The 19,535-nt window shown below is 42.0% G+C and carries 12 protein-coding genes; 11 read left to right on the forward strand and 1 reads right to left on the reverse strand.

Annotated features, from left to right (window positions below):
* The first annotated feature begins 80 nt into the window (after positions 1-80).
* The 3 genes from OQX61_RS05370 to OQX61_RS05380 are packed head-to-tail and all read left to right on the forward strand — an operon-like array spanning position 81 to position 3,884.
* Positions 81-1,541, forward strand: coding sequence for a SusD/RagB family nutrient-binding outer membrane lipoprotein (locus OQX61_RS05370; protein ID WP_265840644.1), 1,461 nt, complete (start codon positions 81-83; stop codon positions 1,539-1,541).
* Positions 1,542-2,960 carry a calcineurin-like phosphoesterase family protein gene (locus OQX61_RS05375; protein WP_265840645.1) on the forward strand — a complete coding sequence of 473 codons (1,419 nt, stop codon included), beginning with the start codon at positions 1,542-1,544 and terminating at the stop codon, positions 2,958-2,960.
* A 15-nt stretch (positions 2,961-2,975) separates the two neighbouring features.
* Complete coding sequence (locus OQX61_RS05380; protein ID WP_265840646.1) at positions 2,976-3,884, forward strand: glycerophosphodiester phosphodiesterase family protein; 909 nt, start codon at positions 2,976-2,978, stop codon at positions 3,882-3,884.
* 248 nt (positions 3,885-4,132) lie between these two features.
* On the opposite strand, the gene OQX61_RS05385 is transcribed toward OQX61_RS05380, so the two are convergent.
* The gene (locus tag OQX61_RS05385; protein WP_265840647.1) at positions 4,133-5,299 is read right to left on the reverse strand and encodes an acyl-CoA desaturase; all 1,167 of its coding nucleotides are present in this window, start codon (positions 5,297-5,299) and stop codon (positions 4,133-4,135) included.
* Between the two features lie 185 nt (positions 5,300-5,484).
* Between OQX61_RS05385 and OQX61_RS05390 the strand changes: the two genes are divergently transcribed.
* The 8 genes from OQX61_RS05390 to OQX61_RS05425 all read left to right on the forward strand — a co-directional run bounded on the left by OQX61_RS05390 (position 5,485) and on the right by OQX61_RS05425 (position 19,530).
* A complete protein-coding gene (locus OQX61_RS05390; RefSeq protein ID WP_265840648.1) occupies positions 5,485-6,498 on the forward strand; it encodes a LacI family DNA-binding transcriptional regulator in 1,014 nt (337 codons plus the stop codon).
* 588 nt (positions 6,499-7,086) lie between these two features.
* On the forward strand, positions 7,087-10,068 hold the full coding sequence (locus OQX61_RS05395; protein WP_265840649.1) for a TonB-dependent receptor: 2,982 nt from the start codon (positions 7,087-7,089) through the stop codon (positions 10,066-10,068).
* A gap of 86 nt (positions 10,069-10,154) precedes the next feature.
* Positions 10,155-11,666, forward strand: coding sequence for a RagB/SusD family nutrient uptake outer membrane protein (locus OQX61_RS05400; protein ID WP_265840650.1), 1,512 nt, complete (start codon positions 10,155-10,157; stop codon positions 11,664-11,666).
* A gap of 19 nt (positions 11,667-11,685) precedes the next feature.
* Complete coding sequence (locus OQX61_RS05405; protein ID WP_265840651.1) at positions 11,686-12,699, forward strand: SusE domain-containing protein; 1,014 nt, start codon at positions 11,686-11,688, stop codon at positions 12,697-12,699.
* Positions 12,700-12,783: 84 nt separating this feature from the next.
* A complete protein-coding gene (locus tag OQX61_RS05410) occupies positions 12,784-14,628 on the forward strand; it encodes a glycoside hydrolase family 13 protein (RefSeq protein ID WP_265840652.1) in 1,845 nt (614 codons plus the stop codon).
* A gap of 6 nt (positions 14,629-14,634) precedes the next feature.
* On the forward strand, positions 14,635-15,303 hold the full coding sequence (pgmB, locus tag OQX61_RS05415; RefSeq protein WP_265840653.1) for a beta-phosphoglucomutase: 669 nt from the start codon (positions 14,635-14,637) through the stop codon (positions 15,301-15,303).
* A 157-nt stretch (positions 15,304-15,460) separates the two neighbouring features.
* A complete protein-coding gene (locus OQX61_RS05420) occupies positions 15,461-17,776 on the forward strand; it encodes a glycoside hydrolase family 65 protein (protein WP_265840654.1) in 2,316 nt (771 codons plus the stop codon).
* Complete coding sequence (locus OQX61_RS05425; RefSeq protein WP_265840655.1) at positions 17,773-19,530, forward strand: alpha-amylase family protein; 1,758 nt, start codon at positions 17,773-17,775, stop codon at positions 19,528-19,530. Before OQX61_RS05420 ends, OQX61_RS05425 begins: the two co-directional genes overlap by 4 nt.
* Positions 19,531-19,535: the final 5 nt, after the last annotated feature.

A 19,535-nucleotide genomic window follows, 5' to 3' on the forward strand; every position in this document is an offset into this window, starting at 1 on the left:
AACAACCTGAATTCCCCGAAAATAATAAGATAAATGGCCTCTGGCCGAAAAATATAAAAGGTTACAAAAAATACAATCAAATGAAAATAAAGATAACTGCCATTCTTGCTTTGGTGAATCTGATGGTTTTTTCTTCTTGTACGAAGGATTTTGAAGAACTGAATACCAACCCTAATTTGGTGCAAACTGCTGTTCCGGGAAGCTTATTAACGCCTACCGTGTATGGAATGAGTACTTACTTTACGGTAAGGAGTTATAATTTCACCTGGCAGATGATGCAGGTAGGATTTCCTAACCCTAGTCTTTCAGCCGGTTTGCATCGCTATGATGTGCAGGAATCCGAAGGCAATGGTACCTGGAACAATTGCTATAAATATCTGCGCAATGTGAAAGAGATGGAAGCTTCGGCAAAGGTGTTTAATATGCCGGTTTATAAGGCGGTAGCGACTACGATGAAAGCTTATATTAGCGGAATCCTAACCGATAGCTTTGGTGATGTGCCTTTTTCTGAAGCCATGCGTGCGGAAGAAAAAATTACTCAGCCTCGCTTTGATACACAGGAAGAAATTTATGTTTCCTTACTTCAACAACTGGAGGAAGCAAATACCATTTATGCAACCGAAAAAGGAGCAATGTCCGGAAATGACTTTTTATATGCTAATAAGAAGGAAAACTGGCAGAAGTTTAACAATTCTCTGTTGATGCGCATGTTGTTGCGTCTATCCAAAAGAACGGAATTTAAGAGCTATGAACGTTTAAAGGCAATGATCGCCGATCCGGCAAAATATCCGGTATTTACCAGCAATGCTGAAGCGGCAATTGTTAAGGTTTCCGGAATCGCACCTTATGATTACGCCTGGGGCAGACGTCAGGATTATGTGAACTCTGAGGCCATGGGAGAGTTTTTTGTAGAAATGTTGAACGGTCTTGATGATCCCAGAAGAGCGTTATTTATGACCAGAGCTTCGAAAGTTGTAAATAAAGTTCCCGTAGACTTAGGGTTTAAAGGATATACGGCTGGTCATTCTGGTCAGGATTCTCAATTCGGCTTTACGCCAAGTGGACCTAATGGGGATTTGATGTTCCCAGGTGCCGTGGGTACACCAATTAATGAGGTGATCATGAGCTATGCAGAAGTAGAATTTATCAAGGCGGAAGTTGCTTTAGTGACAGGGGATCTGCCGGCAGCTAAAACTGCTTATGAAAAAGGGGTTACTGCTGCGGTTACACAATGGCCGAATGGGCTGATGCCTGCCAATTATTTCAGCAATCCAAATGCTGCTTTTAAGGAAACATTGGAGCAGATCATGAATCAGAAGTATTTAGCTTTATTCTTTAATGATTACCAGCAATGGTTTGAATACCGCCGTACAGGTTTTCCTAAGTTGCCAAAAACACCGTATATGTTGCATGATGGTGTGATGCCAACCCGCTTTATGTACCATAATGATGTACGCAGGTTTAATCCTGAAAATTATAAAATTGCTGCCGATAGAATTGGTGGAGATCAGGTGATGACTAAAGTTTGGTGGGAGAAATAAATGATGAACAGAAGACTTTTTATACAGAATTTTAGCTTGCTGACTACCGGTTTGGTGGTCAGCTTGAATAACGAGGCCTTTTCGCAATTGCAAAGAGGGAATACGATTAAGGGAAGGGTGACCGCCGGTAAAAAAGGATTGGCGAATGTAGTAGTCTCAGATGGGTATTCGGTCGTGTTGACGGATAAGAAAGGAAACTATAAAATCAAGACCGATCTGAAGGCATCCAGTGTTTGGTTGAGCACACCAGCGGGTTATGAATTTCCAGCGAAAGCTAGTCTTGCGAGTCATTACCACCTCCTGGGTAGTAGAAATGAATATAATTTCGATCTGAAACGGTTAAAAAAAGACGATCAGCAACATGGCTTTATCATCTGGGCAGATCCACAGGTAAAGAATAAAAAGGATGTTGCTCAAATGATGGAAACATCAGTCCCGGATGTACAGGAGCTGGTGGCTTCACTAGGTGAGGATGCGCTGATTCATGGCATTGGCGTTGGAGATCTGGTTTGGGACAATCATGCGCTGTTTGCAGATTATAATGCTGCGGTGGCACAAATGAACATTCCCTTCTTCCAGGCATTGGGAAACCATGATATGGATTATAGGATGGGCGAAGATGAAACTTCCGACCGTACCTTTAAGGAGATTTACGGGCCTACTTATTACTCTTTCAATAGAGGAAAGGCACATTACGTGGTATTAGACAATGTGCGTTATCTGGGTAGAGAACGGGAATATGATGGGTTTATCTCAGAAAACCAATTGGCATGGTTGGAAAAAGACTTACAACAGGTTTCAAAAGATCAGCTATTGATCATCAACTTACACATTCCGGTATACAATTCGGTGAAGAATAACACTGATTTTTATGCCTTATTAACGGGTTATAAAAATGTGCACATTATGTCCGGGCATACCCATTATAATGTCAATCATGTTCAAAATGGCATTTATGAACACAACCACGGTACTGTTTGCGGCGCCTGGTGGACGGGGCCAATCTGTAGTGATGGGACACCAAGAGGTTACGGTGTGTATGAAGTTTCAGGAAATGAGCTGAAATGGTATTATAAATCAACCGGAAAAGATAAAAAGGAGCAGATGAGCATTTATGTGGATCAGCTAACCAATCAGACCAGAGTTATTGCCAATGTATGGAACTGGGATCCGGAATGGAAAGTCGTTTATTTTCTGGATGACCGTTCGATGGGTGCCATGGAACAACAGAAAGGTTTTGATCCATTGGCAGTTAAACTGTACCTTGGAAATCAGCTGCCTTTGGGTAGAACCTTTGCGGAACCACAGAAAGTAGACCATTTGTTTACCGCACATTTTGCACCTTCAGTGAAAAAGGTAAGCGTATTGGCTACAGATCGTTTTGGAAATGAGTATCGTATGGAAACCTTGTGTTCTTAATATAAATTGAAACCTATGAAAATTACGTCCTTATTGATGTGTGTCGCTGTGATCGGATTATCTTCGGCTGAGCTGATGGCACAAGTAAAAGTGAGCTCTCAGGCAATATACCCTGCTTTTAGTACAGAGGGGCATCGTGGTGCCCGGGGACTAATGCCTGAAAACACGATCTTAGCTATGAAAAAGGCCATAGATCTTGGCATAACAACATTGGAAATGGATACCCACATTACCAAAGATCAGGAAGTCGTGGTAACGCACGATGACTATTTAAGTCCGGCTTTTATGTTAGACGCCAAAGGAAAAGAACTGCTTCCTGTGGATGCTAAAAAATACCCGGTGTATCAAATGACTTACGCGCAATTGAAAGCATTTGATCTGGGTTCAAAATATTACGCGGCCTTTCCTCAGCAGGAAAAGATAAAAACATTTATCCCGCGTCTGGAGGAACTGATTGATTCTGTACAACATTATCTACAGCAGACCGGTAAAAAGCAGGTATTCTATAATATAGAAACGAAATGCGGTCCGGAAGGGGATGGGCTGTTGAATCCAGATCCTGAAACTTTTGTGAAACTATTGATGGCGGTGGTAGAGAAAAAAGGAATTGCGCCATTCGTGGTGATCCAGTCTTTTGATAAAAGAACCTTGCAGGTGTTAAATAAAAAATACCCGGAGGTCAGGGTTTCCTACCTGGTGTCTAACCAGAAGAGCTTTGAAGAAAATATTGCAGAGCTTGGTTTTTCGCCTTTCATCCTGAGCCCGGCTTATAAAATGGTGAATGCTGAGCTGGTAAAGAAATGCCATGACCAGGAGATCAAAGTGATTCCATGGACGGTAAATTCGGCAAAAGACATTCAGGCTCTTAAAGATTTGAAGGTAGATGGTATCATTTCCGATTATCCGAACCTACTGGTACCCTAAGTAGATTGTCATAGATTTTCCTGATTCTTTAATTGTAAAGAATTATAAACAGATGCTGGAGCGCGTCAAAGGTAGTTCCTCTACTAAAGTATATTTCTTTACCATATTTCCGGTGAACCAGAAAACAAACTTTCAGCAGCACAAAGGAAAGGCAGAACACATCAATTGAATGGGGGGAAGTACCTGAAAGAGGAACTCCTTTGCCTGGAAACAGGTGGAGTATATCCTGGAATTGCCGGTAAAAGTCGTTAATTGCGAATAGGGACAGGTTCATTAGCCCGGAATGCCGGCTCCGGAAAAGGGATGATCTCTCTGTTCACATACCTGTCTTCTTTATAGGTTTCTTTCCCCAGTTTCTTTAGCATCTTGTAATGGGATTTTAAAGCATCCATGAAAGTCACACATTCATTATATGGCAGGTTGTATTCTGCTGCGGTTTGTTTGATAATCTTGCTGATGGCAGGGTAGTGAATGTGACAGATTTTTGGGAACAAATGGTGTTCTACCTGTCTGTTTAGACCGCCACATAAGAAAGCAGCAACAGAACTGTTCACGGCAAAGTTAGCCGTAGTTTGCAATTGATGTGCAGCCCAGGCTTCTTCGATATTACCCTCCTCATTAGGCATTGGAAATTCTGTAGACTCCACCACGTGTGCCAGCTGAAATACCAATCCTAAAACCAGTCCCTGTGCGAATTGCATCACCAGAAAACCAATGATAAATTGCCACCAGGTGATGTTCATCACCATTAATGGAAGTACAATAAACAGGAAGTAATAGATTGCTTTATAAAAAAACAGGTTGAAGTATTCGATTTTAGGGTGACTTAAGACATGTTCACCTACTTTTTTCTGGAAGAATTTCTTGTAATCTTTTCTGAATACCCAGGAAAGCATCGCCAGACTATACAAGGCAAAAGCATAAAAGTGCTGGTATTGCTGTACTCTGTTTACGGTTTCTGAGTTAGAAAACCGGATTAAACCCGGTGCTACATCAATGTCTTCATCATGACCTGCAATATTGGTATAGGTATGGTGTACGATGTTATGGGTAATGTTCCATACGTATGGACTCGCGCCAAGTAAATTAAAGACGAAGCTGAATATTTTATTTACGGCAGGGTAAGGTGATAAAGCTTTATGAATGGCATCGTGACAAACATTAAAGCCTACAAAGGCGCCGAAGACACCCAAAAGGACTGCAAGTAACAACATGACAGGCGCGCTGAAATTACCCAGCAACAGCAGCAAATAAATGCTGGTTAAGCCGGTAAGAAAGAAAAAAACTTTGAACCACATGGCCGGATTGGCATAAGTAGTGGTGTTGTTTGCTGTAAAATAAGCATCAACTCGTTTTCTGACTGTAGTGTAAAATGTTGATTTATTGGTGTTTGTAAATTTAATCTTTCTCGCCATAAATTGTTTTTTCCGTACTGAATGTATGGCTTTTTCCCGCTGTAATTTTAGCTAATGTAGCACAATTAATACGGACATGTGACATTCCCATATTATTATTTAGTTACGAAAATACCAGCAGATTAGTTTTTCATCTATATTTACCCTTAATTAATGGTTCTATATCAATCATTATTGGCACATAGATGGAGCGCATCAATATCAAGCAATTAGCTAAAGCCCTGAATTTATCTACTTCAACGGTTTCCAGAGCTTTCAGAGATAACAGTGACATTAGCAAGGAAACGAAGGAAAAGATTCTGGCAAAAGCGCAGGAGTTAAACTATCAGCCCAATCACTATGCAAGTAACCTGAGGGAGCAAAAAAGTAAAACCATCGCCGTGATTGTTCCGGAGCTGGCGAATAATTTTTTCTCGCAGGCAATCAAGGGAATTGAAAAAATTGCAAGGGGAAAGGGCTATCATATTTTGATTTATTCAACGGATGATGATTATGAGAAAGAAGTTTCTTTCATCAGACACTTGCACAATGGCAGGGCAGATGGGATCATTATGTCGGTGTCCGGAGAAGCAAATGACCATACGTACCTGAATGAGCTAAGTCATAAACGTCTGCCTCTGGTGTTTTTTGACAGGGTATATGAAGATATCATTACGCCAAGAGTCATCACCAATGATTATGACAGTAGTTTTTCTGCCACAGAACACCTGATTAAACAAGGTTGCCGGAAGATTGCCTATCTGGTGATCAACAAAAACCTGTCTATCGGTAAGTTTAGGATGCAGGGATATATTGATGCCCTGGAGAAATACGGAATTCCTTTTGAAGATAGTCTGGTGGTAGATTGTACCAATAGCTATGCAAAGAACTCATCGATTTTAAAACGTTTATTGCTGGACATTAAACCGGATGGTATTTTTACTTCCGTAGAAAGACTGGCTTTTGCCACTTATTATGCCTGCTATGACCTGAATATCTCTATTCCCGAAGATTTGATGGTGATCGGTTTCTCCAGTCTGGAAATCGCCCCATTATTGAATCCCTCTTTAACCACGATTACGCAGCCGGCCACAAAAATTGGAATCGAGGCCGCTAATCTTTTATTTAAAATGCTGGAGGATCCGGAAGAGGTAAATCCTAATCAACAGGTAGTGCTCAATTCTAAACTGATCAAAAGACGTTCGACAGAGCAAAGTTAAGGAACATTCCGGCAGGTTAAATCCGCGGCAATCCAGGACTTTTATTCCGATATGCCGCGCAAAAAACTGCTGCTGTCCCTCAGTATCATGACCTGTAAAATGCCCTTTTTTTTGCACAAAAAATAAGGGTTTTTTTGTGCCCCTTTTAAGCCCCCGGATCCCTGCTTTTTTCTAGTCCAAAAACACGCGTTTTTTTTAAAAACTTTTCAAGGTTTTGTGATTTTACGCAGAATTTGACCCCGGGCTTTCCACAAGTTTTCAGAAAGCTGTGGAAAACATCGGGAACGTTCCCGAGAACGTTCCCGAAAAACTCATCAAAAACAACTAAGTGTAAAAAATACACCTTGTGAGCTGATTTTTGTTTGTAACTGTCTGATAGTTAATTGTTAAGATTTTTTGCTCTCAGATTTAAAAAAACACAAAAACAAATTTAGCATCCTGTTTTTTGATTTTTAAAGTATAAAATATGGTGTTAAAAAAAAATAACATATAATATTTTGATTTATCAGGTACGCTTCGCTTATTTACCATGAGCATTATAAGCACCGAACACTAACCAAATATTTACCCTAAAAACGAGCTATAAATATGAAAGTATTTTACCTGCTGAAGCCTTTTTTATTGCTGTTCATTGTTCTCGCAACATTGACAGCCCAGGCACAAACCAGTTCACTAACTGGAACAGTTTTAGATGAGACCGGATTGCCACTTCCCGGAGCATCTATCCAGATCAAAAGTATCAATAAGAGTACCACCACAGACGCAGGCGGAAAGTATCGCTTAAGCGGATTGTCTAATGGTGCCGTTACCGTTATCGCAAGTTACATCGGCTATACCGCCGTAACACAAAATGTAACGATCTCCGGTAACACCGTTTTAAACTTATCACTGAAACCAGATGCGCAGAACCTGAATGAGGTGGTCGTGATCGGTTATGGTACCCAACAAAAGAAAGACCTGACAGGCTCCATCGCTACGGTGAGCGCTAAAGATTTCCAGAAAGGTGCCATTACTTCACCAGATCAGCTGATCCAGGGTAAAGTAGCCGGGGTAAATGTAATCTCCAATGGCGGTCAGCCGGGCGGAGGAAGTACCATCCGTATTCGTGGTGGCGCTTCGCTGAATGCCAGTAATGATCCACTAGTGGTGATTGACGGGGTTCCTTTTAGTGGAAACAGTGTGAACAATGCGCCAAGTCCGCTTTCCCTGATCAATCCAAATGACATTGAGACCTTCACTATCCTGAAAGATGCGAATGCAACGGCTATCTATGGTTCCAGAGCTTCTAACGGGGTAATCTTAATCACTACCAAAAAAGGAAGCTCTGCTGAACCTGTGATTAATTTTAATACCAACAACTCTTTTGAAACCATCGCTAAAACAGTCGATGTATTGTCGGCAGATCAGATTCGTGCTTATGTAAATCAGTATGGAAATAAGAGCTATGACGACAATCCTGACCATACCTACAAAGCTTTATTGGGGAATGCCAATACAGACTGGCAGGATGAAATCTATAAAAATGCCTTTTCTACAGACAATACCCTGAGTATTGGTGGTATCTTCAAAAATGTACCTTACCGTGTTTCTGCGGGTTATCTGGACAAACAAGGTTTGTTAATCACGGATAAGTTTGAACGCGCAACCGGTACTTTCAGCATTGCACCGAGGTTATTTACCGATCATTTGAAAATTGACCTGAGTTTAAAAGGATCATTATCAGAAGCAAGGTTTGCGAATGAGGCTGCCAGAGCCTCAGCAATTCAGTTTGACCCTACACAACCAGTACATGCCGATAATCAGTTTGGTAATTATTTCGAATGGATCAAAGGCGGTGTACCTAACCCGAATGCACCACGTAACCCGGTTGCTTTAGCAGAACTACGCAACAATACCGGAAAGACAGAAAGAAGTTTCGGTAATGCAAGATTTGACTATTCCTTCCACTTTCTTCCGGAATTACATGCCAACTTAAACCTTGGATATGATGTTTCCAAAGGATACGGTAGAGTTTTTGTACCTGCTTATGCAGCACAAAATGCCTCGACTCAAGGTTTTCAAGGCCGTTCACAAGACACTCAAAATAATAAAATAGCAGAGTTTTACCTGAACTACGCCAAAGACATCGCCAGCCTGAAAAGCAGGATAGATGTAACGGCTGGTTATGGTTATTATGACAATAAAAGCACCAGCTACAATTTTTCGGAATATAGAGCTGATGGTACCTCAGTTACCAGAGTACCGGTTGTTCCTTTTAATGTGGAAAGAGAGAAACTGGAATCTTTCTATGGTCGTTTGATCTATACTTACGCGGATAACTACATTCTTTCAGCCACCATGCGTTCTGATGGTTCTTCGAGATTCGGAGAAGATCACCGTTGGGGATATTTCCCTTCTGTAGGTTTTACCTGGAGAGTAATCGGGGAAGATTTTATGAAAGAGAGTAAAGTGTTCTCTGATATGAAACTTAGATTGAGTTATGGCCAGACCGGAAATAAAGACGGTATTGGTAACTATAACTACATGGCCAAATATTTCAGAAATACGAATCAGGGGCAATACCAGATTGGTGATACCCTTTATGATTACTATACACCGGCAGCCTATGAGCCTGATCTGAAATGGGAAACCACTTCTTCTTATAACGTAGGTTTAGACTATGGCTTGTTTAAAAATAGAGTTTATGGTAGCGTAGATGTGTATTACAAGAAAACTAAAGACCTTTTATCTACAATAGACATTCCTTCAGGAACAAATTACAACAACCGTTTACTAACCAATGTGGGTAATATGGATGTTCGTGGTCTGGAAGCCAGCATCAATGTTTTAGCAATTAAAACTGAAAATACCAGCTGGGAAATTGGGATGAATATGGCCTATAATAAAAGAGAGGTAACGAACCTTACGCTTGATTCGGATCCTAATTTCAAGATCGATGCTGGTGGAATTACCGGTGGTACAGGAAACAACATCAAATACAATGCAATTGGACAGGCTCCGGGATCTTTCTTTGTAAAAAAACAGATTTATGATGAAAGCGGAATGCCTTTACAGGGCGTCTATGCCGACCTTGATGGTAATGGTGTTGTGAATGCTGATGATAAATACTTCTTTCATTCTCCTGATCCGAAATTCACATTTGGCTTTAACAGTGCTTTCAGCTATAAGAAATGGACCTTAAGCACAGTGATGAGAGCCAATATTGGTAATTACGTGTACGATAATGTGTCTTCAAATTTTGGAGTGAGAAGCAATATCTTAAGTCCGAGTGGACTGATCAATAATGCCAATGTTGATGTTTACAAAACCAATTTCACGAATAACGAATACCTAAGTGATTACTACATGAAAAATGCTTCCTTCCTGAAAATGGACAATGCAGGACTAGCATATGATTTAGGCAAAATCTCTAGAAATGGAAATACTACAATTCGCATTTCGGCAAACGTGCAGAATGTGTTTGTATGGACGAAGTATAAAGGACTGGATCCGGAAATCACTTCAGGTATCGATTATAACTTATACCCAAGGCCTAGAACTTATACGTTGGGCTTAAATGTTGGCTTTTAATTTTTATCAGGATGAGAAACTTATTTAGAATATTCACCATATCAAGCATTTTACTGGTTTTTATTAGCTCATGTAAAAAAGAAGACTTGAACTTACGACCTACTAACGATTTAGTAGCGGATCAGGCTTATGCCACACCAACGGGTTATAAAAACCAACTGGTAAAATTATACTCCAGTTATGCCTTAACACACCCAAGTGGTGCGACGGGGGAAAGTGATATTGGCGGATTAAATCCCGGCTTTACAGATTTCCTGAGGCTATTCTGGATGTCTCAGGAATTGCCAACTGATGAAGCCATCTGCGGATGGAACGATGATGGTATTCCTGAATTGGATAAGATGACCTGGACTTCTGAAAATATTTTTATCAGAGGCCTGTACTCCAGAAGTATTTATCAGATTACCGTGTGTAATGACTTCCTGAGAGAAAGTACGCCGGAAAAATTAGCCGCTCGCGGTATCGCCGGTCAGGATGCTGCAGATGTTCAACGTTACCGTGCGGAAGCCCGCTTCCTGCGTGCTTTCCAATACTGGGTATTGCTGGACGGTTATGGAAACCCTCCATTCGTGACAGAAAATGACCTGATCGGAAAAGTTGCTCCTAAACAAATTCAAAGAGCAGACCTGTTCAAATATGTGGAGTCTGAGTTGAAAGCAATTGAAGGCGAATTGGCGGAACCAATGGCCAATGATTATGGCCGCGCAGATAAAGGTGCAAACTGGTCGTTATTAGCCAGATTATACCTGAATGCAGAAGTTTATACCGGTACAGCAAGATATACAGACGCGATTACGTATTCAAGTAAAGTGATCAAGGGCGGTTACGCCTTGTCGCCGGTTTATAAAAATCTGTTCCTGACAGACAACCGTACCACCAGTAAGGAAAACATTCTGACGATTAATTATGATGGTTTACATACTCAAAATGATGGTGGAACTACTTACCTGATCAATGCTGCAATTAACGGAGATATGAAACCTGCCGACTTTGGTGTGCCAACCGGTGGTTGGGGTGGTAACCGCAGCCGCATTAACCTGCCTAAATTATTTACTGATTATACTGGTGCTACCGATAAAAGAGCCTTGTTTTTTGGTGTTAAACTGGAAAATGATGACGTGAATACTTTTACCGATGGTTTGAGGGTAACGAAGTTTAGAAATGTGGATTCCAAAGGAGTACCTGCACCTTCTATTGAAGGAAAATTCAGTTCACTGGACTTTGCGCTATTCCGCTTAGGAGAGCAATACCTGATCTATGGTGAAGCAGTAGCACGTGGTGGTTCCGGAGGTTCTGTGGGACAAGCACTAACGTATGTGAATGATTTACGTCAGCGCGCTTACGGTAATACTTCAGGAAATGTATCCACTATAAATGTTGATTTCTTCCTGGATGAGCGTGGCAGAGAATTGTACTGGGAAGGTTTCCGTCGTACAGATTTAGTACGCTATAAAAAGTTTACTGAAGGCGGATATGTATGGCCTTATAAAGGTGGTGTGAAATCTGGTGTTGGAGTAGCGGCAACGCGTAACATCTATCCATTGCCTCTGGCCGACCTGATTGCCAATAGGAATCTGATTCAAAATGCTGGTTATTAACCCTAAGAAAGAAATTAAGATGAAATCAAATATCATAAAATATATTTCCTTTGTTTTAGTGGCCATAGGTTTATGGTCCTGTAAAAAGGATGGAAAAGACCTGGTTGCAAATGTGAGTCCGGCAGGTACGCTAACCGCGAGCAGCAGTACGCTGAACTTATCTTTAGCCACGGCAACAAGTACGGCGGTAACCATTACATTTCCTGCTCCTGTAATTACCGGGGTGATTATCCCGGTGACGACCACCATTCAGATAGATAGAAAAGGTAAAGATTTTTCTAATCCTACGGAAGTTGTGGTGACTAGCAGCAGCTATGCACCAAAAGTGAGCGAGATCAATGCCATCTTACTTGGCTTTGGATTTAAAGCTGAGGTTCCTGCAGAAATTGAAGTCCGGTTGAAATCTGCTCCGGCACCAAATGCAATCACTTATTCGAATGTGCTGACACTGAAAGCAACGCCTTATTTTGCCGCTACCTGGATTTATGCTCCGGGCGCTTATCAGGGATGGGCTCCGGCAACAGCCGATAGTCTGGTTTCTCCGGATAGTGATGGTAAATACTCGGGGATTATTAGCTTTCCTGCAGGTCAGTTTGAGTTTAAAATTACCCCTAAAAAGAGCTGGGATCTTTCTTATGGAGTCCTTGCGGGAGCACTAAGTACTGACGGAAGCGCGGGTAATCTGGCGGCACCAAAAGCCGGTCCTCAATTAATTAATGTAGATCTGAATACTAAAACATTTTCTATTGTAGAAGCAGATTTATGGTCTATGACTGGTAGCGCTACGCCACTAGGCTGGGGTAGTGACATTGATATGAAATTTATTAATGACGGGAAAAACACCTGGAAAGTAACGGTAAGTCTGTTAGCAGGAGAGTTAAAATTCAGAAAGAATCATGATTATGGTTCTAATTATGGTGGAACTGGTGGTAATCTTGTATTTAATGGAGGTAATATTCCAGTTTCCGAAGCAGGAAACTACACTGTTACCTTTGATATTCCCAACTTAAAATATACACTCGTTAAAAATTAATACCCGAACAGGTAGTCCGGCAGGTTCTTCTAACCCGCCAGACTACCTGTTTTTTTTTAAATCCGCATCCTTACTCTTTTGCTTATGAAAAAAATCATCCTTTTACTCCTCCTGAGTATATCTACAACTGCTTTTGCCCAAAAACCAGAGCGCATAGAACCAATGTACTGGTGGGTAGGTATGAAAAACCCTAAGCTTCAATTGTTGGTTCATGGGGATCGTATCGCCGGGCTGGGTGTAACATTGAATTACCCTGGCGTAAAGCTGGTGTCGGTTAATAAAGTCGAAAATCCCAATTACCTCTTCCTGGATCTTGAAATTTCTGAATCCGCTGCCGCGGGAAAATTCCCGATCGTATTCACAAAGGGAGGAAAGAAGTTATTGCAATATACCTATGAGTTAAAGAACAAATCTACCAAAGCAGACCGCATACAAGGGGTCAGCAGCAAGGATTTGATTTACCTGTTGATGCCTGACCGTTTTTCTAATGGCGATCCGAAAAATGATGTGGTCAAAGGAATGCAGGAGACTAAATTAAACAGAGATTCTATGTATTTCCGCCATGGAGGAGATTTACAGGGATTGATTAATAAACTGGATTACCTGAAAGATTTAGGCGTTACCGCCATCTGGATGACTCCGGAGATTGAAAATGATATGGCCAACGCTTCTTATCATGGCTATGCCGCAACGGATCATTATAAAATAGATCCACGCTATGGAAACCTGGAATTGTACAAGTCTTTTGTAGATCAGGTACATGAGAAAGGAATGAAAGTAGTGAAAGATATTGTACACAACCACATTGGTACCGGACATTGGTTCTATAAAGATATGCCAATGAAAGACTGGGTTAACCAATGGCCGGTGTATACACAGACAAGTTACCGCGATGAGCCGGTAATGGACCCTCATGCTTCAAAAGCAGATCAAAAGAAAATGCTGGACGGCTGGTTTGTACCAAGTATGCCTGACCTCAACCAAAGAAATCCTTATGTACAGAATTACCTGACGCAAAACCACATCTGGTGGATAGAAGATGCAGGTATCGACGGACTAAGGTTAGACACTTACCCTTATAACGACCCGGACTACATGAGAGACTGGGCGATCAAGATAAAAGCAGAGTTTCCAACGCTTTCAGTTTTTGGAGAAACATTAGTCAATTCAGCAGCTGCACAGGCCTTTTTTACCGGTGGAAACACCGTAAGCAGAGGTTTTGATACGGAATTGCCAGGTGTGACTGATGCCGTGCTTAAAAATGCAATTTATGAAGCTTTGAACGGGAAATCAGGCTGGACAGATGGGATATTCAGGTTGTATACCACCATCGCACAGGATTTCCTATACCAGAATGCCGACCATAATGTGATTTTTATGGACAACCATGACATGAGCAGGTTCTATTCTATGGTAAAAGAAGATTTCGACAAGTATAAATCAGGGATGGTTTTATTGCTGACCCTGAGAGGTATCCCACAAATGTATTATGGTACAGAGATTCTGATGAAGAATTATTCTGATCCTGATGGTTTGGTACGCTCCGATTTCCCTGGTGGCTGGCCGGGAGATCAGACAGACAAGTTTATCGCTGCCGGACGTAGCCCGCAAGAAAATGAAGCCTGGAACTTTGTCCGCACGCTGGCCAATTACAGGAAAAATAGTCCGGCTTTACAAACCGGTAAAATGATGCAGTATGTGCCGGAAAATGGCATCTATACTTATTTCAGGTACCTGCCGGAAGGGGGAAAAACCGTGATGGTCATCGTTAATGGTGATGATCAGGCCAAAAGCCTGGAAACTTCCAGGTTTGAAGAACGGATCGGCCAGTCGGTTTCCGCCACAAATGTGATCACTAAAGAAAAGATAAACTCCTTAAAAACCATCGCTGTGCCTGCAAAGACCACTTTGGTGTTAGAATTAAATTAATATTAGATGCAACATACTACAGAACCTATCGCTTGTATTTTCGACCTGGACGGTGTATTGGTAGATACCGCTGTTTACCATTACAAGGCCTGGAAACAGCTGGCAAATTCCTTAGGCTTTGATTTTACAGAAGCACAAAACGAACAATTGAAAGGCGTAAACAGAATGCGCTCCTTAGATATGATCCTGCAATGGGGCGGGATCGAGAAATCCTCCGCAGAAAAAGACGTACTGGCAGCTGCAAAGAATGAACAATATGTAGCCATGATCCAGAAAATGACGGTAGCTGAGGTGTTACCTGGTGCATTGGATCTGCTAACGGCTTTGCAAGCAAAGGGAATTAAGATTGCCCTCGGCTCTGCCAGTAAGAATTCTTCGCTGATTCTGGAACGTACAGAACTGGCCCATTTCTTCGATGCCATCGTAGATGGGAATTCAGTGAGTACCTCTAAACCAGATCCGGAAGTGTTTTTAAAAGCTGCGGAATTGTTAGGGGCCGAAAAAGAAAACAGTGTGGTGTTTGAAGATGCTTTAGCGGGTGTGCAAGCCGCAATAGCCGCAGATATGATGGTAGTAGGAATCGGAAAAGCGGAGAATTTACCAGGGGCACAGGTGGTAATCAATGACCTTTCGGAAATTACCATCAGCGAGATTGAAGCCTTAAGAACGCGTTAAGTCCGGATGGGGGAAACCCCGCTCAACAGTACCGGATAAAAGAACAGGGTCGATTGAATAAAATAACAGGGTCGTCTCAAAGACGAGTCTGGATGAATAATAAAACATAACGTATTCCGGTTACATCAACCACCGGAATAACATCGCAGCATATACCATGAAAAATTATATAAAAGCAGACGAATGGAACATCATTGAGGAAGGTTTTGATCCTCATTTAAATAAAATATCGGAGAGTTTATTCAGTATTGGTAACGGCAGAATGGGGCAACGCGCCAATTTTGAAGAGGATTATACCGGAGAAACTTTGCAAGGAAACTATGTGGCCGGCGTATACTACCCGGATAAAACCCGTGTAGGCTGGTGGAAGAATGGTTATCCTGAATATTTTGCCAAAGTATTGAATGCAACAAACTGGATAGGTATTCATATTCAGATCGATGGAGAAACATTAGACCTGAATACAGCAGCAGTAACCGATTTTAAACGGGTGCTGAATATGAAAGAGGGAACATTGAGTCGCCGCTTTACTGCCAGATTGAAAAGTGGTAAAATGGTAAAGGTGGAGTCTATCCGTTTTTGCAGCATCGTAGATGATGAGGTGGCTGCTTTACATTACCGCCTGGAAGCCCTGAATTTCTCCGGACAGCTCAGCATCACTTCGTTTATTGATGGAGATGTGAAAAACCAGGACTCGAATTATGATGAAAAATTCTGGGAAGAGGTAGCACAACTACAGGAAGCAAATACCGATTACCTGGTGCTTAGAACCAAGAAAACGGAATTTGATGTATGTACGGTGAGCCGAAGCAGCATTTTCAAAAATGAGACTAAGCAAGAATTAAATCCGCTAGCAAAAGAAAAATATCTGGGTCAGCAGACTTCGTTTGCCCTGGCTCAAAATGAGGTGATGGATCTTTATAAGATCGTAGCCAATTTATCTTCGCAGAATTACGATAAGCAAGCTTTACTAAGCGCTGCAAAAGAAACAATTTTGAAGGCTGCGGAAAAAGGTTTTGATCAATTGAAACAGGAACAGGCAGTTGCCTGGGCTAAGAAATGGGAAGAAGGAGACATCGTGATTGAAGGTGATGTGGCTGCTCAGCAGGCCATCCGGTTCAATATTTTCCAGCTCAACCAGACTTATACCGGTAAAGATGCCCGTTTAAACATAGGACCTAAAGGTTTCACAGGAGAAAAATACGGAGGTTCTACCTATTGGGATACCGAAGCGTATTGCATTCCTTTTTATCTGTCGGTAGCCCCTCAGGAGGTAGCGAAAAACTTATTGGTTTACCGCTATAAACATCTGGATAGAGCCATCGAAAATGCCGTTAAATTAGGCTTCAATGATGGTGCTGCTTTATATCCGATGGTAACCATGAATGGTGAAGAATGCCATAATGAATGGGAGATTACTTTCGAGGAGATCCATAGAAACGGAGCCATCGCCTTTGCGATTTTCAACTATGTACGCTATACCGGCGACGAAAGTCACCTGGCAGAATACGGACTGGAAGTGCTGATCGGCATTGCCCGGTTCTGGAAACAGAGGGTAAACTGGAGTGCGGAGAAAAACAAGTTCGTGATGCTTGGCGTAACCGGACCGAATGAATATGAAAACAACATCAATAACAATTGGTACACAAATAAATTAGCGGCCTGGTGTTTAACCTATGCGATGGAAGCTGCGGAGAAAGTAAAAGCACAGGCTCCGGAACAATATTTGAAAATTGTTGAAAAGACAAAGCTTAAGGAATTAACGGAGTTTAAAGACTGGGATTCGGTAGCTAGCCAGATGTACTATCCTTACCATGAAGGTGAAAACGTATTCCTGCAACAGGATGGGTACATGGATAAAGAGCAGATCCTGGTTAAAGATTTACCTGCGGATCAACGTCCATTGAATCAGAAATGGAGCTGGGACCGGATTTTACGTTCTTGTTATATTAAACAAGCCGATGTATTACAAGGGATGTATTTCTTTGAAGAGGAATACGACCTGGAAACCTTAAAACGGAACTTTAACTTCTATGAAAGCAGGACAGTTCATGAAAGTTCGCTGTCACCATGTGTCCACAGCATCCTTGCTGCAAAGCTAAATGACGAGGAAAAAGCGTATGAATTTTACCTGCGCACTGCCCGTCTGGATCTGGACGATTATAACAATGATACGGAGGATGGATTACACATCACTTCGATGGCTGGTACCTGGATGAGTGTGGTAGAAGGTTTCGCCGGAATGCGTGTGCGTGACGGAAAGCTATCTTTCCAGCCTTTCCTACCGAAAAACTGGTCTGCTTTCTCCTTTACCATTGGCTTTAGGGGACTGCAGTTGAAGATTCAGATCAATGAATCGGAACTGATCATCAAGAACAATTCTTCGGAGACTTTAGCATTGAAGGTCTTTGAACAGCTGTATACGGTTCCTCCGGGAGAAAAAACAATTGCTTACAAAGGTTCGCTGGTATGAAGCAAATGTTAATCGGTACAAACCGGATTTTCCTCAGCATCATTTTAACGGGATGCACATTTGTCGGATTTTCAAGTCAAAGTTTGGCTCAGCGTAAACCTGTTATTTATCAATTGTTGCCCCGGTTATTTGGGAATAAACAAAGTCAGAACATCCCTTATGGCACCATTCAACAGAATGGTGTCGGTAAGTTTGCCGATATCAGCAACAAGGCTCTGGATGGAATTAAAGAATTAGGGATAAGCCATGTCTGGTATACCGGTGTTATTGCCCATGCCAGCCTGACGGATTACAGTGCTTTTGGCATTCCTGCCGATGATGCCGATGTGGTTAAAGGCCGCGCGGGATCTCCGTATGCGATCAGGGATTACTATGATGTAGATCCTGACCTGGCGGTTGATGTGAAAAACCGGATGGCAGAGTTTGAAGCCTTAATTGGAAGAACACAGGAGAAAGGAATGAAGGTCATCATTGATTTTGTACCTAACCATGTGGCGCGTCATTACCAGTCTTTGGCAAAGCCGAACGGCATAAAGGATTTCGGTGCGGATGATGACCTTATGAAAAGCTTTAGTCCGGCTAATGATTACTATTATATCCCCGGAAAAGACTTTGTCGTTCCGCCAAAGAGCGAAGTAGTAAACGCCTTAACGGCTTTGGAAGACCAGAAATTTAAAGAAAGTCCAGCCAAAGCAACAGGGAATAACGTGTTTTCTGCAAGCCCTTCGAAAGACGATTGGTATGAAACAGTTAAACTGAACTATGGTCTGGATTATGCAAATGGTGAGCAGCAGTATTTTAATCCTACACCAGGGGTATGGCTCAAGATGAGGGATATTCTAAATTATTGGGCCGCAAAAGGTGTGGATGGTTTTCGTTGTGATATGGCAGAAATGGTGCCTGTCGCATTTTGGGCATGGGTAATTCCGGAACTGAAAAAAGCACACCCCGGATTGATTTTTATCGGTGAAGCATATAATCCAGCAGTTTATCAGACGTACCTGACTAAAGGTCATTTCGACTACCTGTATGATAAAGTGGGTTTATATGATGGCTTAAAAAAGCTGATCAGGAATGAGCCGGAGGCGAATGTACAGGATATTTCGAAAGTATGGCAGGTACAAACTGCCGGATTTGGAGATCGTATGCTGAGCTTTCTGGAAAATCATGATGAAGAACGGATTGCATCAGCAGGTTTTGCCGGCGATGCCCTGTATGCATTACCTGCAATGGTAATTTCCGCCACCTTATCCGGTGGTCCGGTGATGTTATACTTCGGACAGGAAGTTGGGGAGCCAGGAAAAGGAATGGAAGGTTTCGGAAAAGAGGACAACAGGACTACCATTTTTGACTACCAGGGTGTCCCTGAACATCAGAAATGGATGAACAATGGTGCTTTTGACGGAGCTTTACTAGATTCTAAGCAACAGGAACTCCGGACTTTTTATAAGGAACTGATGCAGCTTGCTGCCAATTCTGAGGCGATTACTAAAGGGGAGATTCTGGAAATTCCGCTTGGAGAATCCCGGATGTATGCCTTTGTGAGGTATACGGAAGGGCAGCGTCTGCTGATCCTGGCCAACTTCGACAGGACTAAAACACTGGAAAGAAATCTGGAAATGCCGGCAGGTATTTTGAAAAACCGTAAAATCAAAGTAAGCATAGATTTATTGTCTAAGCTAAAAGTAGAAAACACCCCGCAATCACTATATTTAAAAGTGCTACCCGGGACTGCTCAAATTATTGAATTTTAACTATT

This window comes from Pedobacter sp. PLR (assembly GCF_026239675.1).
GTDB lineage: Bacteria > Bacteroidota > Bacteroidia > Sphingobacteriales > Sphingobacteriaceae > Pedobacter.